Origin of the sequence: Bacillus sp. FSL H8-0534 (genome assembly GCF_038005885.1) — a bacterium.
In the GTDB taxonomy this organism is placed as follows: domain Bacteria; phylum Bacillota; class Bacilli; order Bacillales; family Bacillaceae_G; genus Bacillus_A; species Bacillus_A pseudomycoides.
On the sequence record NZ_JBBOUC010000001.1, the window covers coordinates 2,329,553 to 2,350,773 of the forward strand.

The 21,221-nt window shown below is 34.8% G+C and carries 23 protein-coding genes and 1 pseudogene; 14 read left to right on the forward strand and 10 right to left on the reverse strand.

Going from position 1 to position 21,221, the window contains the following annotated elements:
• Positions 1 to 210: 210 nt before the first annotated feature.
• Both MHH71_RS11965 and spoVR read right to left on the reverse strand, forming a co-directional pair.
• On the reverse strand, positions 211 to 1,473 hold the full coding sequence (locus tag MHH71_RS11965; RefSeq protein ID WP_018782364.1) for a neutral/alkaline non-lysosomal ceramidase N-terminal domain-containing protein: 1,263 nt from the start codon (positions 1,471 to 1,473) through the stop codon (positions 211 to 213).
• A gap of 160 nt (positions 1,474 to 1,633) precedes the next feature.
• Positions 1,634 to 3,052, reverse strand: coding sequence for a stage V sporulation protein SpoVR (spoVR, locus tag MHH71_RS11970; protein WP_006093613.1), 1,419 nt, complete (start codon positions 3,050 to 3,052; stop codon positions 1,634 to 1,636).
• A 200-nt stretch (positions 3,053 to 3,252) separates the two neighbouring features.
• On the opposite strand from spoVR, the gene MHH71_RS11975 reads away from it, so the two are divergent.
• Entirely contained in the window at positions 3,253 to 3,711 is a 459-nt protein-coding gene (locus MHH71_RS11975; protein WP_006093612.1) for a PH domain-containing protein, read from the forward strand.
• A 42-nt stretch (positions 3,712 to 3,753) separates the two neighbouring features.
• On the opposite strand, the gene MHH71_RS11980 is transcribed toward MHH71_RS11975, so the two are convergent.
• Positions 3,754 to 4,314 carry a nitroreductase family protein gene (locus tag MHH71_RS11980; protein WP_033798644.1) on the reverse strand — a complete coding sequence of 187 codons (561 nt, stop codon included), beginning with the start codon at positions 4,312 to 4,314 and terminating at the stop codon, positions 3,754 to 3,756.
• Between the two features lie 229 nt (positions 4,315 to 4,543).
• Between MHH71_RS11980 and MHH71_RS11985 the strand changes: the two genes are divergently transcribed.
• The 11 genes and pseudogenes from MHH71_RS11985 to MHH71_RS12035 all read left to right on the forward strand — a co-directional run.
• Positions 4,544 to 5,140: a hypothetical protein gene (locus MHH71_RS11985; protein WP_033798643.1), complete on the forward strand. Its 597-nt coding sequence runs from the start codon at positions 4,544 to 4,546 to the stop codon at positions 5,138 to 5,140.
• Positions 5,141 to 5,255: 115 nt separating this feature from the next.
• A complete protein-coding gene (locus tag MHH71_RS11990; RefSeq protein WP_033798642.1) occupies positions 5,256 to 6,773 on the forward strand; it encodes a spore germination protein in 1,518 nt (505 codons plus the stop codon).
• A complete protein-coding gene (locus MHH71_RS11995; RefSeq protein ID WP_033798641.1) occupies positions 6,770 to 7,852 on the forward strand; it encodes a Ger(x)C family spore germination protein in 1,083 nt (360 codons plus the stop codon). Before MHH71_RS11990 ends, MHH71_RS11995 begins: the two co-directional genes overlap by 4 nt.
• Positions 7,853 to 7,864: 12 nt before the next feature.
• Positions 7,865 to 8,965 (forward strand): GerAB/ArcD/ProY family transporter, encoded by a 1,101-nt coding sequence (locus MHH71_RS12000; RefSeq protein WP_006093607.1) that lies wholly within the window; start codon positions 7,865 to 7,867, stop codon positions 8,963 to 8,965.
• Positions 8,966 to 9,023: 58 nt separating this feature from the next.
• Entirely contained in the window at positions 9,024 to 9,521 is a 498-nt protein-coding gene (locus tag MHH71_RS12005) for a PCYCGC motif-containing (lipo)protein (RefSeq protein WP_033798640.1), read from the forward strand.
• A gap of 121 nt (positions 9,522 to 9,642) precedes the next feature.
• On the forward strand, positions 9,643 to 9,891 hold the full coding sequence (locus tag MHH71_RS12010; protein ID WP_018766899.1) for a YhdB family protein: 249 nt from the start codon (positions 9,643 to 9,645) through the stop codon (positions 9,889 to 9,891).
• Positions 9,892 to 9,988: 97 nt separating this feature from the next.
• The gene (locus MHH71_RS12015; RefSeq protein WP_026008665.1) at positions 9,989 to 10,870 is read left to right on the forward strand and encodes an LCP family protein; all 882 of its coding nucleotides are present in this window, start codon (positions 9,989 to 9,991) and stop codon (positions 10,868 to 10,870) included.
• Positions 10,871 to 11,012: 142 nt separating this feature from the next.
• Positions 11,013 to 11,432 (forward strand): disulfide formation protein C, encoded by a 420-nt coding sequence (locus MHH71_RS12020; RefSeq protein ID WP_003195354.1) that lies wholly within the window; start codon positions 11,013 to 11,015, stop codon positions 11,430 to 11,432.
• A gap of 12 nt (positions 11,433 to 11,444) precedes the next feature.
• Complete coding sequence (locus MHH71_RS12025) at positions 11,445 to 11,864, forward strand: thioredoxin family protein (protein WP_006093605.1); 420 nt, start codon at positions 11,445 to 11,447, stop codon at positions 11,862 to 11,864.
• Positions 11,865 to 11,936: 72 nt separating this feature from the next.
• A complete protein-coding gene (locus MHH71_RS12030) occupies positions 11,937 to 12,149 on the forward strand; it encodes a DUF1540 domain-containing protein (RefSeq protein WP_033795903.1) in 213 nt (70 codons plus the stop codon).
• Positions 12,150 to 12,252: 103 nt separating this feature from the next.
• Positions 12,253 to 12,348 (forward strand): annotated as a pseudogene (locus tag MHH71_RS12035) (carbohydrate kinase); the annotation flags it as partial.
• An 87-nt stretch (positions 12,349 to 12,435) separates the two neighbouring features.
• Here MHH71_RS12035 and MHH71_RS12040 read toward each other — a convergent pair.
• The 3 genes from MHH71_RS12040 to MHH71_RS12050 form a co-directional block, all read right to left on the reverse strand.
• Positions 12,436 to 12,708 carry a hypothetical protein gene (locus MHH71_RS12040; protein ID WP_003195348.1) on the reverse strand — a complete coding sequence of 91 codons (273 nt, stop codon included), beginning with the start codon at positions 12,706 to 12,708 and terminating at the stop codon, positions 12,436 to 12,438.
• A 271-nt stretch (positions 12,709 to 12,979) separates the two neighbouring features.
• Positions 12,980 to 13,741, reverse strand: coding sequence for a L,D-transpeptidase (locus tag MHH71_RS12045; RefSeq protein WP_006093604.1), 762 nt, complete (start codon positions 13,739 to 13,741; stop codon positions 12,980 to 12,982).
• Between the two features lie 116 nt (positions 13,742 to 13,857).
• Positions 13,858 to 14,724 (reverse strand): SDR family oxidoreductase, encoded by an 867-nt coding sequence (locus MHH71_RS12050; protein ID WP_006093603.1) that lies wholly within the window; start codon positions 14,722 to 14,724, stop codon positions 13,858 to 13,860.
• Positions 14,725 to 14,956: 232 nt separating this feature from the next.
• On the opposite strand from MHH71_RS12050, the gene MHH71_RS12055 reads away from it, so the two are divergent.
• Positions 14,957 to 16,258: an NCS2 family permease gene (locus MHH71_RS12055; RefSeq protein ID WP_006093602.1), complete on the forward strand. Its 1,302-nt coding sequence runs from the start codon at positions 14,957 to 14,959 to the stop codon at positions 16,256 to 16,258.
• A gap of 268 nt (positions 16,259 to 16,526) precedes the next feature.
• On the opposite strand, the gene MHH71_RS12060 is transcribed toward MHH71_RS12055, so the two are convergent.
• Both MHH71_RS12060 and MHH71_RS12065 read right to left on the reverse strand, forming a co-directional pair.
• The gene (locus MHH71_RS12060; RefSeq protein ID WP_006093601.1) at positions 16,527 to 17,381 is read right to left on the reverse strand and encodes a patatin-like phospholipase family protein; all 855 of its coding nucleotides are present in this window, start codon (positions 17,379 to 17,381) and stop codon (positions 16,527 to 16,529) included.
• A 128-nt stretch (positions 17,382 to 17,509) separates the two neighbouring features.
• A complete protein-coding gene (locus MHH71_RS12065) occupies positions 17,510 to 17,971 on the reverse strand; it encodes a MarR family transcriptional regulator (protein WP_018782374.1) in 462 nt (153 codons plus the stop codon).
• Positions 17,972 to 18,130: 159 nt separating this feature from the next.
• Between MHH71_RS12065 and MHH71_RS12070 the strand changes: the two genes are divergently transcribed.
• Entirely contained in the window at positions 18,131 to 19,339 is a 1,209-nt protein-coding gene (locus tag MHH71_RS12070; RefSeq protein WP_033798638.1) for an MFS transporter, read from the forward strand.
• A gap of 75 nt (positions 19,340 to 19,414) precedes the next feature.
• On the opposite strand, the gene kdpDN is transcribed toward MHH71_RS12070, so the two are convergent.
• Together kdpDN and kdpC are read right to left on the reverse strand one after the other, a co-directional pair.
• A complete protein-coding gene (kdpDN, locus tag MHH71_RS12075) occupies positions 19,415 to 20,560 on the reverse strand; it encodes a KdpD-like non-kinase potassium sensor (protein ID WP_006093598.1) in 1,146 nt (381 codons plus the stop codon).
• Positions 20,561 to 20,623: 63 nt separating this feature from the next.
• On the reverse strand, positions 20,624 to 21,205 hold the full coding sequence (gene kdpC, locus MHH71_RS12080; RefSeq protein ID WP_003195330.1) for a K(+)-transporting ATPase subunit C: 582 nt from the start codon (positions 21,203 to 21,205) through the stop codon (positions 20,624 to 20,626).
• Positions 21,206 to 21,221: the final 16 nt, after the last annotated feature.

Genomic DNA, 21,221 nt, shown 5'->3' on the forward strand with positions numbered 1-21,221 from the left:
AAGCTTGGTATGAAAAAAGCCACTGGTTTCCCAGCGACTTCACACATATTTCTATCATAAAATCATACTACGCTTGCTTTTAGCTTCGCAAATTCGTTTGAAATAACATCATTTATTTTAAGTAAAATATAGAACAAGAGCTCAGATTATTTCTAAGCTCCTACTATTGCTACTAGACTCTTTTTTATTCCACTACAGCCCCAAGTTATTTTATTTATTGTATAGCTCCATAATTCTGTTCACAATCAACTCAGCAGTATTTTCTTCTGGTGGCATTAATAAGTTTGTAGTTGGTCCATACACTACAGGATTCAATTCCACTTCATATCCTCCATATGTATATTCCTCTTTTGTTGGTAAATAACCAAGATAGCCATTCGTATATCCACCAAAAAAAGCTAGTTCATTGTTTAGATTTTCTTTAATAGCTAGAGCTGTTTCTGAGAAAGGTTCCATCGGTATTCCAGAAAATGATCCATCATTGATCCGAAACAATTGAATTTCCAAATCAATTGTTAACTGTTTAATATTTTCTTTATGCTTAGCTACAACGACTTTAAGCCAGTCATCAGTATTAACCCCCCACTGCTTTTCAGCTAGTAGTGCCATTCTTTTTATCTCTTCAGGTTCAGGAATTTCCTTTAATTTCATTTGTAGTGTAGTTGAAATAATTTTCAACTTCGAAATGGGGTTATAAGTAATTGTTGGCAACATGGTTAGGACGTTTCCACTCAATATGTAAGCCATTTGCTTTAATGCATCCTCTGAACCACGATATTTTGCATTAATGTTTCCAGCTGCCCCTTGGACAATTGCTACAGGGCAGTTAAGCGTCCGTTCAAGAATCTCCCTTGTCACGCCTGGGTAATCTGCTGATAACCTATCACTATCTGACTTTAATACGTTAGGATGTGCAGTGCAAAAGACAATGATTCCCGTTAAGTTCTTTGTTTTATCGTTTCTAATTGCTAAAACGCCAATTCGTTTATCTACAACACCATTTATGTTTATACCCATCTTTACTTTTCCGTCAGATGTTCTTTCTCTTCGATTTACTCCTATTTCACCCGTAGTTACATTCCACCCCACCTCTGATAATTGCATATTATCATTCGCAATAACGGATCCTTTAATTACATTAGTGATTAAAATCGTTTTATAAGACTTTACTAAACTATCATTGCCGACTGTTTCGGGACCAGAATGGGTATGAGTATAAACAACCGTTATGTTTTCAAATGAAACATTCAGCTCATTTGCTACTTGTTCTCGAATGATTATTGTATCTTCTATTAGCATTCCTATATTATCAATGCTAATAAATACCGCCTTTGTTTGATTATTTTCAAACACATATATTGTTGCATAAATGCGTTCTTCAATATTACTAATTCCCGTTTCCCTATGATATCCAATAAAATCAATACCTAAAGGAGGTGTAATATCCACCTTACATACCCCTACTTTACTCATTTGAACCTCTCCAGTCATCTATGTAATTTTTATATCTCACTCCGCTAAACTCCCCTTTAAATAAAAAAGCCCCATCTAAACAGACAACAATATTATTACATATAAATTTGATTTTTTCATTAAATTACCAATTCAAAAAAAGCCGCTGATCCCAGCGGCTTTACACGTATTTCCGATGCACCATCTTCCCATCATATGAGAAGACAACACCTTTATTCTCAACATTAGATTCCATATGCACCGTTCTTCCCCATAACTGATGAATGTACGGCAGTACTTTCTCTAAGTATTTTAAATCAAGCTCAATTCCTTCATAACAATGCTTAATATATAATTCCCCATTTTTCAAATAATCCCCATCTTCCACCACTAAATATGGAAATCCGCCATTTGTTCTCATATTAACAAGCTGATCACGAACATGTTCCCACTCTTTATCAATTACCTTATACTCTTTTCCTTGGCGCTGGAATAAGTACATATCTTCTCTCATAACCAATTCTTTATTTAAGTAATTCCTTAAGAAGGATACATCCCATTCAATTTCTCGCACTTCAAAGATTTTTTCACGGCCTGATCCAGGTTTTACACCACGACGTTTCATTTCTTCAGTTGGATTATTATAACGTTCTTCAATATCTTCGAACATTTTAATGCCAAGGTAGTATGGGTTAATGCTTGTTTTTGATGGTTGAACTACCCCAGCGTTAAGCTTCGCAAATTCAATTGCCTCATCAGATGTTAAGTCCATTTCGCGAAGGATACGTTGATGCCAGTACGAAGCCCAGCCTTCGTTCATGATTTTCGTTTCTAGTTGCGGCCAGAAATACAACATTTCTTCTCGCATCATTGTTAAGATATCGCGTTGCCACTCATCTAGCTCCCTACTATATTCTTCAATAAAGAGCAGCAAATCTTTCTCTGGCTGCGGCGGGATTTTCTTTTTCTTCCGCATATTTGGTCGTTCTCGTTTTTTATTTCTATCATCTAAATTCCACAAATCATCATACTGTGAAACTCGTTTCTTTTCTACTTCTTCCTCTTCTAAGTCATCTATGCTCCAAGCTAGCTTCGGCCGCATAAGCGATGGATCAATATGTTCTTGAATGGCCAAAACAGCATCTAAAAACGTTTCTACCTCTTCTTTTCCATATTTATGTTCATATGCTTTAATTCGTTCTGCTGTCGCTGCCATACTTTCAACCATATCGCGCTTTGTATTTGAGAAGCGGATATTATTTTTAAAGAAATCGCAGTGTGCTAATACGTGTGCTACAATCAATTTATTTTGAATCAATGCATTTGTATCGAGTAAAAATGCATAACATGGGTCAGAGTTGATGACAAGCTCATATATTTTACTAAGTCCCAAATCGTAATGTAGCTTCATTTTGAAGAATTGTTTCCCAAAACTCCAATGTGAAAACCGCGTCGGCATGCCATAAGCACCAAATGTATAAATAATTTCCGCTGGGCATACTTCATAGCGCATCGGATAAAAATCCAGCCCAAATCCAGTTGCAATTTCAGTAATTTCAGCGATTGCATATTGTAGTGCTTTATCATCACTAGTTCTCATTATTTTCCCTCCTTACACTTTCCCTTAAGAAAGTGTATGAAGGAAAACAAGCTTTCATGAAGACTAAACACATCAAAACAAAAATACTATACAAATAAGAAGAACCTTTCTTCTCTACATTTTATGCAGGATTTTATATTTGCAGAAAGAATAATTGAGATATATGGAATTTTAGCATTACGCTCTAAGGAGTCGATTATATGAAGTGGACTGTTCACCGTGATCGAGGATTTCTATACATAGTTTTTGGCTTAGGCCTATTACCAAATCTACTTTTAGCACTCCCACTATGGCTAGATCCTACGTTAACTTCCGTTGATTTTATTATTTTTCTTTCCTTTATTGCAGTTTTTAATGTCTTTTGGTTTTGGATCATGTTTGATATTCGATATGAAATTAGAGAGAAGACCCTCTATGCACGTTGCGGTCCTTTTCGATGTAATATTCCTTACGAAGATATTATAAGAGTCAATAAGACGAATGATATGCTTATGGGATTTCGCCTATCCGCATCTCTAGAAGGTATCGAAATTCACTATCCTAAAAAGAAGTTTTTTAGCAGTGTAAAACTTTCACCTCAAAATGAAGATGCATTTATAGCACTATTACAAGAAAAATGTCCTCAGTTACAAAACAATTCAATTACAAAAGAGAACTAAAATAAAAAGGCATTCTTGTACCAAACAAGAATGCCTTTCCTATTAACCCTCAATAACTTCAAGCTTCTCCATAATCGGCGTGCGCTCTTTTCCTTCTGGCTTCTTATCGAAATAACCAATATGAAGGATTCCAACAATGCGTTGTCCTTTTGTTAATCCAATTCCTTCTATAAATAAAGGATTATAATTCAATCCGCCTGATTTCCAAACACAGCCTAGTCCACGTTCCCAAGCGAGTAACTGAAAGTTTTGCATAAATGCACATACTGCTGCGTAGTCTTCATCTCGCTGGATTTGACGTGGATCTTCATCCATATACACAATGATTTGAGCTGGTGTACTTAGAAAACGATCGGATAAAATTTTACCTCGTTTTGTTCTTTCTTCTTCTGTAAAAGAATTTAATACAGCATCTACTAATGTTTTACGTCCTTCACCAATATATAATTTACATTTCCATGGCTCACGATGCTGATGGTTTGGTGCCCACGTTGCATCCTTTAATAATTCAATTAATAATTCTTTTTCTACTTCTCTATCTGTAAATGTACGAATCGAACGTCTTTCTTTAATGATATTTGCAATGGAAGTATATGTAGTCATATGTTTCTCTCCCTTATTCTCATCTATATGTATAAGTTTGTTATTGATATTGATTTTCAATTTCGATTATAACGCAGTTTTCTACCATTAATCAATGTTTTATGTTGTGAAACTAATAAATTTTTTTTGTTACATTGCGAAAAAAACTTGAAATGTTCACAAGTTTTTCACAACTTACGGACATGCTATGTGTAAAGTTTTCCATTTCATTCAATTAGGAGGAATTGGTATGTACAAAAAAATTGTATTAAGTATGACTATGGTAGCACTGCTATGTGGAGTATCTGTCTTCCCAGCTGCAGCTGCCTCGCAAAAAGAAGTTGCGGTGCATCATCATAAGTTAATCTCAGAAGAACAAATCCAGTCGTTAGAAAAACAAGGATACAACAAGCATGAAATTTTGAAAGCAGCACACATTGCAAAGATTAGCAAAAAAGATATTAAAGATGTTTTATCGTACTATAAACAAAATAAATCTTGGAAAGAAACAGCAAAGCATTTTGGCGTGGATCCAAAGAAACTGCATAAACATCATATGAGTAAAGAAATGAAGCAAGCACTACTGCAAAAAGTAGCCGAAATGCAAAACTCCACACCAGAACAAATGCAGAAAATAATGAAAGATAATAATATTCGTTTGCATCACCTTACAGTTTTAACCATCATTGCACAAAAAAGCAATACACCATTCAATGACGTATTAAAAATGAAAAAAGATGGCATGCATATTAAACAAATCGCAGAAAAATTAAACGTGAAGAAAGAAGATATAAGAGCTGAAATGATGAAATTAATACAGTCTGTGAAAGAAAAAAAGACAAATTAAACATAAAAAGGAAGAAGCATTTGTTGCCCTTCCTTTTTTATGTTTCCTGTATAAAATTTGTTCTTCCAAAAAAAACTAACGAGAGCATTCCATATAAGGGAAGGAGTGAAAATTATTGTTTAGCTTACCACGAAAAAATTCTAAAGCAAAAAACAAAAAAATGAGCTGTACCATTCCAGAATTTATTCATACGATGAAAGAATCTACGGATTTTGTATCCTACAACATAACAGAAGATGGAAAACTCTGTCTTTTTTATTATAAATCTGTCGTGGAAGAGCTCATAATTAAACGATTTATTTTGACACCTATTAAAAAGCAATTAGAACAAATCCAAAACATTGCAGACTTGACAAACATCGTCTTTATTGAAGACATTATTATCTCTCCTTCCATTGATGATATTCGTGAAAAGTTATTGGGTGGATATGTACTCATAGAGTTACAAAATACATCACATGCTGCACAGTATGCTTTAATTCAAGCAGAAAGTACCGTTCTTGGTAAGCGTTTATATAATGATACTGAAAATGAATATAGTGTAATTGGACCGAAAGTTGGTTTTGTGGAGAGCATTGATATAAATATTCACTTATTACGTCGCGGCATCATAACAGAGCAACTCATTTTTAAAGAGATTATTGTCGGTTCTATGTCCAAGACACATGTTACCATTGCCTATATAAAAGGACTAACAAATGAACAACACATTAATACAGCGACGCAGCGTCTTCAAGATATTGATTTTGATGTTCCTTTTGATGCGACAATGATTGAACAATTTTTGAGTGATAATAGTAACTCACCCTTTCCCGTTTTACTGCCAACTGAGCGAGTTGATCGGGCTGTATTCGCTCTTATCACTGGTCAAGTATTAATTTTAACAGACGGATCACCGTATGCATTAGCCGGACCAACAACATTATTAGATTTTTTTGTTTCTCCAGAAGATTATTATTTACCATGGATCATCGGCTCCTTCTTCCGGATTATTCGCTTTTTTGGTGCTTTATTTTCTCTATTTTCTTCTGCCATTTATACAGCTGTCTTAACATTTCATTATCAAATGATTCCATCAGATTTGTTAGGACCTATTATTTTTTCTAGAGCCAATGTACCTTTTCCCCCAGTTTTAGAAGCACTCTTTTTAGAAATTACAATTGAATTACTTCGTGAAGCTGGAGCACGCTTACCTACAAAGGTCGGTCAAACCATTGGTATTGTCGGTGGAATTGTTATTGGACAAGCTTCTGTTCAAGCTGCTTTAACGAGTACAATTTTATTAATTGCAGTCGCATTATCTGCATTAGCTTCTTTCACCACACCGACAGTGAAGATGTCTTCGACAATTCGTTTGCTCCGGTTTCCACTCATTGTTTTAGCCGGTGCCTTTGGCGGACTTGGTCTTATTGTTGGATTTGTGATGATACTTACGCACTTAATTCAGTTAAAATCACTTGGATCACCTTACTTAGTACCTTTATATCCATTTCGTGGTTTAGCTGCATCTGAAGGTTTTATTCGCTTCCCATTTAGCCACACAGCGCAGCGTCCTTCTTTTCTACGCCCAAAATCGAATTGGCGCTATAACCCGAGTAAAGCAAAGACAAAACGTGATGGTGAAAAGACATGAAAAAATTTTTAACTGTATGGATCATTGGGGGATTATTTTTCCAATCTGCTTGCACTCAAACTCAAATTATTGATACACAAAGAATTATTCATGTTGCGGGATTCGATATAAACAAAAATAAAGAAGTTCAAGGAACGATTTTGTATCCCGACTATACCCGTGGTGTACAGACGAAACCAAAAATTCAGTCAACATCGGCAAATTCGATTGAAACAATCGCATCTCGTATGAATGGAAAGTCCCCTCACAATGTTGTTGTAGGACAAATGCGTACTGTGTTATTTGGGAAGTCTTTTGGTACATATGGGATTGGTGATATTGTGAGTAATTTACAAAGAGATCCCAACATTGGAAGAGATGTACAATTTGCATTTGTCGACGGCTCAGCAGAAAAGCTGTTAAAACATGTTGCGTCAAATGGTTCATTATATCTCTCTGACTTGCTGGATCAAAATATGATGAATGAAAATATTCCTCGTGCTACTTTAAATGTTTTTTTATATGATTACTATTCATATGGATCCGATCCATTCATTCCTTACATTCAAATGAGTAATAATAAAGCGGCTACAGTAAAAGGACTTGCATTTCTCAAAAAAGACAAAGTAGTTATGTTTACCGATGAAAAAGATTCATTTTTAGTAAAATTACTGACTCATCCTACTAAAAATGGTCGTTATGAAACGTCCATCCAAAAAGATGGCCATAAAGGGCTTGTAGTCACACAAAACTTATCTGGAAAAAGCACCTATTATCTTGATGGAGATGGTGAGATTCCGAAAGTAAACATTCGTTTAAAACTAAATGGTTTGATAAAAAACTCTCCGAATTGGCTTAATTTAACGAAGCCTCAAAATATAGCTTATATCAAAAAACAAATCGAGCAAACGATGGAAAAACAGTCTAAAGCTTTGATTCAGCAATTTCAACAAAAACAAATAGATCCGTTAGGAATACAGGATCAAATTAGAAGCCGCACGAGAAAATGGAACATACAACAAATACATAAAATGTATCCATCTGTAGATGTAAATATTGATGTAAAGGTTAATGTTGTGCAATCTGGTATCGGAGAATGATGAGGTGACGATATGAATACCCGCAGCAAAGAACTAACAGTATCTCCTTACTTCGCTTTCTTTTTAGTTCATTCTCTTCAAATCGGAGTAGGAATTTTAGGATTTCAACGTATCCTGATTAAAAGCGCTGGATATGACGCTTGGATTTCCCTTATCCTTATGGGATTTGCAACTCACATTGTTTTATTTTGTATATTAGCGATGCTAGAGAAAGATAACGACTTAATCAATATACATACAACATGCTTTGGAAAGTGGATCGGATCTTTCTTTTCTCTATGCTTTACTGCTTATTTTCTTTTATTTTGCCTTACCATTCTGCAAACATATATTGAAGTCATTCAAGTTTGGGTATTTCCCACAATTAAATCGTGGAAGTTGAATGTACTCTTTTTATTCATTGTTTTTTATGTTATAAAAGGTGGATTTCGCTCTGTAACCGGTATCTGCTTTTGGGGGATCGTCATTCCTTTTTTTGTAATCTTTTTTTTAATTTTCCCAATGAAATATGCTCATTTCCGTAATATTTTACCTATTTTGACGCATTCACCTTTACAAATTTTTCAATCAGCAAAAGATTCTATATTAGAATTTCTCGGATTTGAAGCATTACTATTTGTATACCCACTCATTGAAAAAGGAAAATCTCTAAAAAGATGGGCACACGGTGGAATTGCTTTAACAACCATTATTTACGTTATCTTAGCACTCATTTCTTTCATGTACTTTAGTGAAGGACTTTTGCAGCGTACAACTTGGGCAACCTTAACAATGCTTAAAATTATTAAAGTTCCTTTCATTCAACGATTTGAGTACATCATTATTTTTGTTTGGTTTCTCATCATTTTACCTAATCTTTGCGTAACAATTTGGTCTTCTTGCCAATCCATGAAACGATCGTTCCATATTCCGTTTAAGTTTACATTGCCTTTTTTCATTTTCGTTGTGTATATCGCGTCTTTATTTATTATAAATAGAGAACATGTTAACACATTGAACACGCTCTTATCCCGGGCTGGTCTGTATATCGTATACGTTTATATCCCTCTCCTTTTTCTATGGCATTCCATTCGCTGGCGATTGAAAAATAAACAAAATAAAACTTCACCATAGGAAAGCACTAGCGATTTTGGTACAATTTTACTAATACAAAGGCAAAGGGGATATGCAGATGAAAAAATATCTATTCTCTCTACTTGTAATAAGCAGTCTCGCGCTTTCTGGATGTGGTGCAGCGGAAAAGAAACAATCGTCTGAACCTAAAGAAGAACACGCTTCTCATTCTCAGCAAGGTGATATACAAGAAACAACAAAAGGAATCGACACACTACCAACGTTTCTGGACAAACTAGACCCACAAATGAAAGAAATCTATACAGTTGCAGGAAAAAATGCCGAATTATTAAATTGGATACCTTGTTACTGTGGATGCGGAGAAAGTGTGGGACATAAAAATAATAAAAACTGTTTTATTCGTGAAATTAAGAAAAATGGAGAAGTTGTTTGGGATTCTCACGCAACGACCTGTGTAAACTGTTTAGAAATTGCAGTCGAATCTGCATCTATGCATCAAAAAGGAAAATCGACTCTTGAAATTCGAAAATACATTGATAATAAATATAAAGAAGGCTACGCAAAACCAACGCCTACCCCAATGCCAAAAGCGTAAAAACGAGGAATTCCCTCGTTTTTTATTTTTTACATAACATTTCCCTTAGCAAATTCTTTCAAGTGTTTTTCTTCTCGATTGACGTACACTATATATAACTCCTCAGTAAGGAGGGTACACAATGCAGACATATAACGACTACGATAAAGCTCTCTATTACACGTATTGTTGTAATTGGGACAAGTTGCTTGTTTTAATGGTGCAAACTGATGATCAATTATTTTCTAAACGAATCGAGCATTTTTTACATGCTTACAAATATGGAAAAGAACTACCAGAAGTAGATAAACAACTTCAACTTCTATTCCAATATATCGACCATGCTTCACAAAAGTCGCATATAGAAGAAATAGACCAAGTACAAATGTAAATGAAGCGCTATTCTCCCTTTGAGAATAGCGCTTTTTGAATATTTTTCCACATACCCGTTCATAATACACATATCAATAGTGGACGGACGTGATTATTTGTATAAATCCTTGTACGTATTTCTCAGCATGATGATACTGCTAATTGGTTGTGAAAAAGCGAATAATCCTCATTTATTTCAAGGGGTAAAACAAGAGAAAAACATATGGAATATCTTAATTATCGGTAGCGATTCACGAGGTGAACAACAAGCCCGTGCTGATACAATTATGATTGCCCAGTACAATAAAAAAGAAAATACAGCAAAGCTCGCTTCAATTATGCGGGATAGTTATGTAGAAATTCCTTCTTATGATAAAAAATATAATAAAATCAACGCTGCCTATTACTATGGCGGCCCTGAATTATTACGAAAGACGATTCAACATAATTTTGGAATCGATGTTTCTCATTACGTTACGATTGATTTTGAAGCATTTGTTAAAATTGTGGATACCATTGCACCTGAAGGAATTGAAGTGAATGTTACACAAACAATAATCGATGATATGGGACTACATGTAAAGCCAGAAATACAACCTCTTCACGGGAAAGATTTACTAAAATACGCGCGTTTTCGCCATGATACTGAAAGTGACTTTGGCCGTGTGAAACGACAACAAGAAGTACTCCGGGCATTGAAACAAACCCTTACTGATAAAGTTCACTCTATAGATGGGGTACTAAATTTACCAATAATGGCACATGAACTCTCTCCATATATAAAAACAAATCTAGATATACCAACGCTCTTTTCACTTGGGAATAATATTTTGTTTCAACCCATTGATAATATAGAAACGATGCGAATTCCAATTGATAACGAATATGAATCTGCTCTTACCAAACACGCTGGTTCCGTATTAAAAATAAATCCAGAAACAAATAAAGAAGCAATTCAAAAATTTTTCAATGCTACAAAAGCCGTAAACACCCCCTAAAAACAAGGTTCATGGACCTTGTTTTTTTATTTCCAAGTTTTCCCCTTATAAAACTTTCCTTGATAAAAATATTTTCTCTTTATTTTCTTGTCCTTTTCATACTATAATTTAGTATGTAACTATTATAAGAGAGGTAAAAAACATGAAACGTGAGAAAAAACAAGAATATGCATTGTTTACTGCTTGGGGAGCTTCTTTTATTGCTACACTTGGAAGCTTATATTTTTCTGAGATCATGAAATTTGAGCCTTGTGTACTTTGTTGGTATCAACGCATTTTTATGTACCCATTTGTTTTATGGCTTGGTATTGCAGTTGTAAAAAAAGACTACCGCATTGCTACATATTCTTTACCAATTGCAAGTATTGGTGCCTGTATTTCGTTATATCATTATGCCATTCAAAAAGTTTCTGCATTCTCAGCAGCAGGAGCAGCTTGTGGACGTGTGCCTTGTACGGGGGAATATATAAACTGGTTCGGATTTGTCACAATCCCATTTTTGGCACTTATCGGATTTGTCACGATTGCCATTTGTAGTTTGATTGTAATTAAAAATAAATAAGGAGATGACATAATGAAAAAAATGCTTATCTTTGGCGGTATTATTATCGTCTTATTTGCAGCTATTTTTGCTGTAACACAGATGGAAAACAAAAATACAGCGAAACAAGAAAAAAATTACTATACAAATAAAATCTCTTCTTCTGATATTCGTAAAAATAACGAGGAAAAGAAAGAACAAACCATTTACTTCTATCAAACAGATTGTCACTACTGTGAAAAAGTCTCACCTATTGTTGTACCAATGGCTAAAGACATGAACATTGATATGAAAGTCATTGATATTTTAAACGATAACCCAACTTGGGATGATTATAAAATTGAAGGAACACCAACAATTATTCATTTCAAAGACGGAAAAGAAGTAAGCCGCATTAGTGGCGAACAGCCAAAAGATACTTTTGAAAAATGGTTTAAAGAAAACAAGAAGTAATAAGAAAAGGAAACTCCTTCTATACATGAAAGCTGTGTAAAATCCCACACTAATGTATAAGGAGGGGGTTTTATGCCAGAGGTACGCTGTTCTGTGTCCAATTGTTCATTTTGGGGACAAGGGAATTTTTGTCAGGCGAATTCAATCTTTGTCCAGCCTGATGATCAAAACACGAATCAATCAAATGAATCTTATACAAATTCGGCCTTAACAGGTGAAACACTTGAAAGCTCTGCGTCAGCAAGTGTTGAGACTTGTTGTCAAACGTTTAGACCGAAATATTAAGACGTAAATCCCCATCTCCTTTTGAGATGGGGATTTTTCTTTCTTTTTTTCCCTCATGTCTTAAATAATATGTATAAACATACTATTTAAGAGACGAACAAAAATAAGACACGTTTTTTATATCGGGGAATTACTAATCGACTTTGTATGCCATGATATTCATTCATCATTAACAGATGGTAAACATTTTGAAAAGAAAGTTGTTGCCTTAACTTGTACAAATCGCGGGCAATCGTTTCTTTCCTAACGCTTTAAGATGTAGAAGCATACAGCTAAAGGTATGCTTCTACATTATAACAACCCCATACTTCCATGCATCATGCATTATCGTTATATACACAATTAATATAAAAACTGTTCCAAACAATGTTATCCTGCGATAGATTCCATCTTCCCCTTCTCTCGCTTCAACAAAGGACCAAATAAAACCAACGAAAAGTAATAAATCAATATAGGGAATATACAGATTAAACATAAATGAAACATACAAATAAATAATAAATAAGCAATTCGTTAACAAAAAGATTTTAAATGCAAATTGGCTATTCCCTTTTCTCATAACACGCCCGCCCCCAATCTGTACTGTATTATATTCACAAGAACAGAATAGTTGCGATTGGACCAACTAATTATACTTTGCTATATAAATCGCGGCTATGAAAACAAACAGAGACCTCCACTCATTTCCTCTCTTTGTTTTAACATGGCATGGGGCCAAAAAAGGCTCTGACCGCTTCTATCCACGGACGGATCCTCTCTCTCATCCAAAAAGAAAGGTCTTTCGCTTTTTATTTATATAACAAATAAGCTATCGCCTATTTACGATAGCTTTACTGTACATTATATTTCCTCTTATATATATTACTTAAAATGGAATAAGGCACTTGCTCATAACGAATTTTCCCGCCTGTTTCATCCATAATATACAAATTATTACCTATATAATAACTTCCATTTTTCCCTCGAGAATAAACAGCATATCGTTCATTCGGCAATACTGTTTTTACTTTCGTAAATTGGCCATTTGGTTCTTGCCAATATATATTCATACGATCCACAAGTGTTAACATTCCAATTTGTTCTTCTTCTATTATACGTCCATTCCAACTTGTAACACGATATCCAAGCTTATGCGCTGCATATTCTGGAGATGTATAAAACTGAGAAATAATTACTTTTGTCCGTAACGATACTCGGTCATACAGCCATTGTATATCTCGATCATGCATACGAATGCAACCGTTTGATTCTCTTCTTCCAATTGTCCCTTCTCGATTTGTACCATGAATTGCATATTCTTTTTCATTTAAACCAAGCCATCTTGTTCCAAGTGGATTATTCGGTGCACCACCCGGAATATTTTTACGGTGATATTCTTTATTTTTATATTTATTAATGATACAAAATATGCCTTCAGGAGTTGGCGTTTGACGCTTTCCAGTTGTAACAGGAAACGTTCTTACATAGTTGCCATTTTCAAAAAAAGATAATTGATTCGTTGTAAGGTTAATTAATATCAGATGATCTGTATCCGCAAAAGTGCTAATTGGTAGACAGAAAAAGAGTATTACAACTAAACATACTTTTTTCATTCATATCCCCCCAAGCATCCCCCTTTAAAACTGACCATAATATATGAGGGTACAATTAGCTTTTACTATGAATTCTATTCTTATGAATGAAAGTACAAAGCTTCTTCAAATTTAACTTATCCATTCACAATTACACCACCATTTACGTGAATGATTTGTCCGGAAACATATGTGGAATCGCCTGAAGCTAAATATACATAAGCAGGTGCTAATTCATACGGCTGCCCTGGTCTTTTCATCGGTACATTACTTCCAAATTCCGATACCTTCTTCTTATCAAAACTCGCTGGAATAAGCGGTGTCCAAATCGGGCCTGGCGCAACACCATTTACACGAATTCCTTTTTGAACTAATGATTTTGCAAGTGAACGTGTAAAAGCAACAATCGCTCCTTTTGTTGCAGAATAATCAATGAGTTGCTCGTTTCCTTCATACGCAACGATCGAAGCTGTATTTATGATTGTATCTCCCTGCTTTAAATGTGAAAGCGCAGCTTTTGTAACATGAAAATAAGAAAAAATGTTAATGCGAAATGTTTTTTCAAGTTGCTGCGCTGTAATGTATTCTAAACTTTGCTGTGGATATTGCTGTGCGACATTATTCACAACAATATTCAGCCCCCCTAGCTTCGACGCCGCTTCCTTTACAATATGCTGGCAATGTTGTTCACTACTTAAGTCACCAGGAAGTAATATACACTTCACTCCTTGTTTTTCAACAAGTCTTTTTGTCTCATTTGCATCTTCAAGTTCATCTAAATAAGCAATAGCAATATGCGCTCCCTCTTTTGCAAACGCAATAGATACCGCCCTTCCAATTCCACTATCCCCTCCTGTAATAAGCACGTTTTTCCCTTTTAGTTTTTCACTGCCGCGATAATTAGGATCTTCGTACTCTGGGAGAGGATTCATCATCGCTTCAATCCCCGGTTGTTTATTTTGATGTTGTGGTGGTAATGTTAAAAACCTTTTTTGCTCAGGCATACACATTTCAGCTCCTTCTCATTTCTCTTTCTTATGATGTACACATTTATAAAAAGTACTTATACATGAAAAGCCGAAACATAGGAGCTGTTCTGTGATTAATATTCGAAATTAAGACATAAAATAGAAATTGTTATAAAATTTTTTGTACGAAACTCTTGCAATAGAACTAAAAAACGAATATTATATATAACTGTTGTGACAATTATTCGTAAACAGAAAGGATGTTTATATGTTTAACCTTTCAAAACATAAAACTTCTATTAAAACTGAAATTATGGCAGGTATAATTACCTTCTTAACAATGGCATATATCATTGTCGTAAACCCTGTCATCCTTGGGGATGCAGGTGTTCCATTTGAACAAGCATTTACAGCGACAATTATTGCCGCTGTTGTTGGAACATTATTTATGGCAATCTTTACAAATTTACCAATTGCAATCGCGCCGGGTATGGGACTTAACGCTTATTTCTCTTACTCTGTTGTAAAAGCGCATGAAGGAATGACATTCGCAATTGCATTCTCTGCTGTATTTGTGGCAGGTATGATTTTAATGTTGTTATCATTAACTTCTTTCCGTACAAAATTAATGGAAGCAATTCCTGAAAACTTAAAACACGCAATTACTGCTGGTATTGGCTTATTTATCGCCTTTATCGGTTTACGTATGACGGGCATCGTAACAAAACATCCATCTAACTTAGTTGGACTTGGAGATCTTCATTCGCCTCCAGTACTACTAGCGTTAGCTGGACTTGGGATCACACTTATTCTTATGTCCTTAAATGTAAACGGCGCATTATTCTTCGGAATGTTATTAACAGGAATTATCGCTTATTTCACAGGTCAGTTAACATTCCCAAACGGCATTACATCTATGCCTGGATTACCAGAAGGAATTATTGTTTCAAATCCAATTACTGCTGTTTCTGATGTAATTAACTACGGTTTATACGGCGTTGTATTCTCCCTCTTCCTTGTTACATTATTCGATACAACCGGTACATTACTTGGTGTTGCTCAGCAAGGTGGACTTATGAAAGATGGTAAACTCCCAAAATCGGGACGAGCTCTTCTATCTGATTCTTTCTCAGCAACAATCGGGGCTATGTTCGGAACAACACCATCAACAGCATATATTGAATCATCTGCGGGTGTTGCAGCTGGTGGACGTACTGGTTTAACAACAATTACAGTAGCTGCATTGTTTGCCGTTGCTGCATTCTTTGGTCCTCTAGTAGGTGCTGTTTCTGGTGTTTCAGCAATTACATCTCCATCATTAATTATTGTTGGTAGCTTAATGATGGGCGCTGTACGTCATATTGATTGGGATACATTCGACGAAGCATTCCCAGCATTCTTAGTAATCTTAAGCATGCCACTTACATCAAGCATCGCAACAGGTATTGCACTCGGATTCATTTCATATCCACTTATGAAAATGGCAAAAGGACAATTCCGTGCTGTTCATCCACTTGTATATGTATTTGGTATTTTGTTTGCTTATCAATTAGTTTTCTTACCGCACTAATAAAAAAGCCTTGGCTCACAAATTCTGTGAACAAAGGCTTTTTCTAATATTCCTTATTCATTTGCAATTCTTTACTATACTTTTGAATCAAAAATGAAGAAATAAACATTGCCGTATATCCCATACGTCTAAGTCCCTTATATACATTTTCCATATGTATCATTCCTCTATACACTTTTACCCAAATTACACCACAATTAGCTCTAAATAGATTTTATATTCAGTCTATTCCGAGAGCAAAACCCCCTTAAAGAGGTTTTTCCATCCATTACCTTTGTAAAAACGCCTGTAAATCCGCAAATTGTCTTGCTGCATCTTTATAGCCTTGTTCATATAAATTTTGCAGCTTTTGTGGATCTTTTTCCATTCGATCCACTTGAAGTGGTACTTCTGGACGAATGACAAATAGATTTCCAGCTAACTCTTCTTTTTCAATATAATGAAGTGTCTCATTGTATACTTCATAACGAGAAAGCATCGTATTGACAAGATTAGGATATTTTTTATAAGCTTTTGCTGCAATCCATCCAAATTTTGATTTTTTCTTCGCATATCCATGGTTTCTCGTTAAAATAACAACCGATTTCTCATAACCATCTTGCTGTGCTTTACGAACTGGGATTGGATCCGAAATTCCACCATCCAATAATTGTTTACCACGGTAATTTACAACTGGTGCGATAAATGGCAATGAGCTAGAAGCTTGTAATAAAGTCAATGCATCTTCATTTGTTCCTTCTTTTTCAAAATACATTGGTTCACCAGTTTCACAATCTGTCGTTCCTACTAGAAAACGCTCTGCACTATTAAAATATGTGTCAAAATCAAATGGCACGTGCTGTTCTGGAATCTCACGAAAAATAAAGTCCATATCAAATAACTGACGTTTTTTCCATAAATTTTTGTAAGATAAATACCTCGGATGTGTTGCATAATCAATATTTACTGTTTTATTTCGATTTCTTTGTCTTGAAATATATGACGCCGCATGGCACGCTCCCGCTGAAACACCAATAACATATGGAAAATATAAATCCTGTTCCATAAAGTATTCTAGTATTCCCCCCGTATATACACCGCGCATACCGCCGCCTTCTAATACTAAACCCGTATTTTCAAGCATTGTTTTCTCTCCTCTTTATATACATAGACTCTTTAATTATTCATCTTGTTAAATATCTCTTTCTATTATATAAGAGTCTTCACGAAAACCATATTCAGAAGGCTTGGTGCGAACGAAAAATTATTCTTCTACTTCTCTAAATGAGCTCCTACATCCTTTACAAACCTTTGAATCAATGATAATTCCTCTTCTGTATACTGATTTAAAAGTAACAACCACTTCTCTTCAGCTTGTTGATGCAATTTCTCATGCGCCATATAAATTTCATTTCCGTTGTCTGTTAAACGAAAAAATATTTCCTTTTGATTATCTAACATTTTCATCTTTTCAACAAATTGTTTATTAAACAATTTTGTACAAATTTTAGAAATTGCTCCCTTTGTCATTCCCATCTCTTCAGTAATAGCTGTTACATTCATTAATCCTTTTTTTCCTATGCATTGGATCACATGTAATTCTGATAAAGACATACCACTTACCCCTGTCTCACGAAGAAAACGCTCATCATTTCCTTTCATATGCTCTTCTTGTTTATGAAAAAGTGTACGAATATCCGAAAGTATTTCTATTTGCCTTACAGTACGGTCCAAGTCGAATCCCCTCCATGATACTTCATAAGTTTCCACAGAAACAATTTAATTATATACCATTTCAAAATAAAAATTAAATTCATTTTTATCTTTACAAGTAAGAAAATAATGTTAAAATTATTTTAGTTTCCAAGGAAACTAAAATAAGGAGGTTTTCTGATGAATCACTCATTATCTTCATCAAAATTAAAATCTATTTTGTATATCGTTTGTATTAGCGCTCTATTAGGTTCCTTTGCTCAAAACATTTACACGCCCCTCTTACCAATGATTCAAGATTCTTTTCACACCTCTCTTTATCTTGTGAATTTAACTGTCTCTATTTTTACTTTTGTTCTTGCAATTATGCAGCTTGTTTATGGACCATTAATTGATACAAAAGGACGCAAATATATTCTTCTTCCCAGTCTATTCATAGGTACAATCGGTGCAATTGGTTGTGCTTTTACAACAAACATTTATTTATTTCTTATTTTCAGAGCAATTCAAGCATCAGGGATAGCTGCGATACCTGTTGTAGCGGCTACTATTATTGGGGACTTATTCGAAGGAAAAGAACGAGGGAAAGCCATGAGTCTTTATCAAATGCTACTTTCCATTGCTCCTGCTATAGGCCCTCTCATAGGCGGCTATCTTGGAAATATAAATGGTCACGTATCTATTTTTCTATTCTTATCTACGATTGGCATAGCCCTATTAATTGTAAATATTGCATGGCTACCAGAAACAAAACCAGTTATTCCTAAAAAAGCTACAACAACTAATAATTATTGGAGTATCTTAAAACACAGAACTGGTTCTGCTATTGCGATCATTGGATTTATGCAGTTCTGCATTTATTTTTGTTTTCTTGTTTTTTTACCAGCAATATTAGCCAATTTAGTTCATTTCAACACAAGTAAAATTGGGCTTATGTTTGTACCAATGTCTCTATGTATTATGCTTGGAAGTTATTGCTACAAGTTTTTACAAACATTACTTACAACAAAACAAGCTTTACTTCTCACCAGTTTTCTCAATATCACATGCGTTATTCTATTTTCTTTCACATATCATATAAATATCCCAATCCTTATCATTGCAACATCCCTATACGGTTTTAGCATGGGACTATCAATTCCAACCCATACAACTCTACTAACTGAAGAATTTGTAAGCGAACGAGCAACTGCCATTGGTATCTACAACTTTATCCGTTATATCGGAATGGGTACAGGACCAATCGTAGGCAGTTTTCTACTCTTTAATCAAAATTACTTTTGGATTTTCTTTGTAGAGGCAATTGTTTTTCTGATTGTGGTCTTATATTCTATGAAAAAGCTAACTTCTCATCCTGTAAGAAAAGCTAGAATTCAAAAAGCTAAATAAACATTTATGTATATTACAAACAAAAAAGAGAATGTCCGAAAACAGCTATTTTACTGCATTTGGACATTCTCTTTTTTATACTCTCTGATCCGCCACAATATGAATATCAATATGCTTCGTCTGCCTCATAATTTCATTTACAATTGATCCTTTTCGAATTTCTTCCCATCTTGTTCTTGCTGATTGACCAAGTAAAATTTGGGTGACCTGTAATCGTTTTGCCACTTCAATAATGACATCAGCTGGCTTTCTTCCTTTCGCTTCTTCCAATACGAAAGTAGCATGAAATTGATTCGTTAACGCTTGCCACTCCTCAATTGTTTGCCTTTTGCTTGCCGATAATGATTCTATATTTTCTCTTTCAACATTTAATACATACAATTCAGCGTTTAATCGATCTGCCATACGCCAACCACGCCGTATTAATTTCTCTGCTGTTGAACTATATTGCACACAAACGAGAATTTTTTCTTTTACACCTATTGGTTCTGTCACTGACTGACTAATCTTCTCGTCCATATCGTCAGCAACTTCACGAAGTGATAACTCTCGTAAAGCTCCTAAATTATTAACCGTAAAAAAATTTTGTAAGCTTTGCTGAATTTTTTCTTCTTTATATATCTTTCCATCTGTCAATCGTTTCCTCAAAACTTCAGGGGTTACATCAACAAGTTGAATTTCATTTGCTTTTTGTAAAATAAAATCAGGAATACGCTCTCGTACTTTTACATTCGTGATTTGTTCCACAATATCATGAACGCTTTCTAAGTGTTGAATATTAAATGCTGATAATACTGATATCCCAGCGTCCAATAATTCTTCTACATCCATATAACGTTTTTTATGTTTTAATCCAGGTATATTACTATGTGCCAATTCATCCACAACAACTACTTGTGGTGCTCGCTTTATAATCCCCTCTACATCGAGCTCATAAAATACTTTTCCTTTATAGTTTATTTCTTTTAACGGTATTCTTTCTAAATCAGCAATTGCTTCTTCTGTTTCTTTTCTTCCATGCGTTTCAATTAAACCTATTACAATATCAATATTCTCTTTTTTCATTTCTTGCGCATCAAACAACATTTTATAACTTTTCCCTACTCCTGGAGCAGCACCTACATACAGCTTTAATTTCCCGCGATTTTGCTGGCGTATATATTCTAAATATTCTTCCGGCGTTCGTCTTTGAAACGTCGATTTATAGTCATCTGCATACATTACACGCACTCCTTCCCAGTAAACAACGCTACCTCAATCGATTGGATTGAGGTAGCAACAGTACTATTTCATTATTTTTTGTAATTCTAAATTTAATTTCAAAACGTTCACACGATCCTCTCCAAATAATCCTAATGTAGCACCTTCTGTTTGAGACTTAATCATTTGATTTAGTTTTTCTTTCGGAATATTCGTTAATTTTGAAATACGATCAACTTGTACGTAAGCTGCCTTTGGACTAATATCAGGGTCTAATCCAGAACCTGAATTCGTCACTAAATCCATCGGTACTTCCGTAACTGAAACAGTCGGATTTTTATCCTTCCAATCCGCTACACTTTCTTCTACACGTTTTACTAAATCAGGATTAGATGGTGCATAGTTATTTGATCCTGACGCTTCTGCTTTATATTCTATACTAGAGACGCGTCCATGAAAATAACGTGGGTCTTTAAAGTTTTGGCCGATTAACTTTGAGCCAATTACTTCATTTTTTTCATTATATATAAGACTTCCATCCGCATTATCCTTCATCACTGCTTGCGCAATTCCAGTTACAAGCAGCGGGTATAAAAGCCCACAAAGAACAAGAAATGTAAAGGTAACACGAATGACCGGTGAAAGTATATTTTGTTTTTTAGCCATTTTCTTTTCCCCTCTT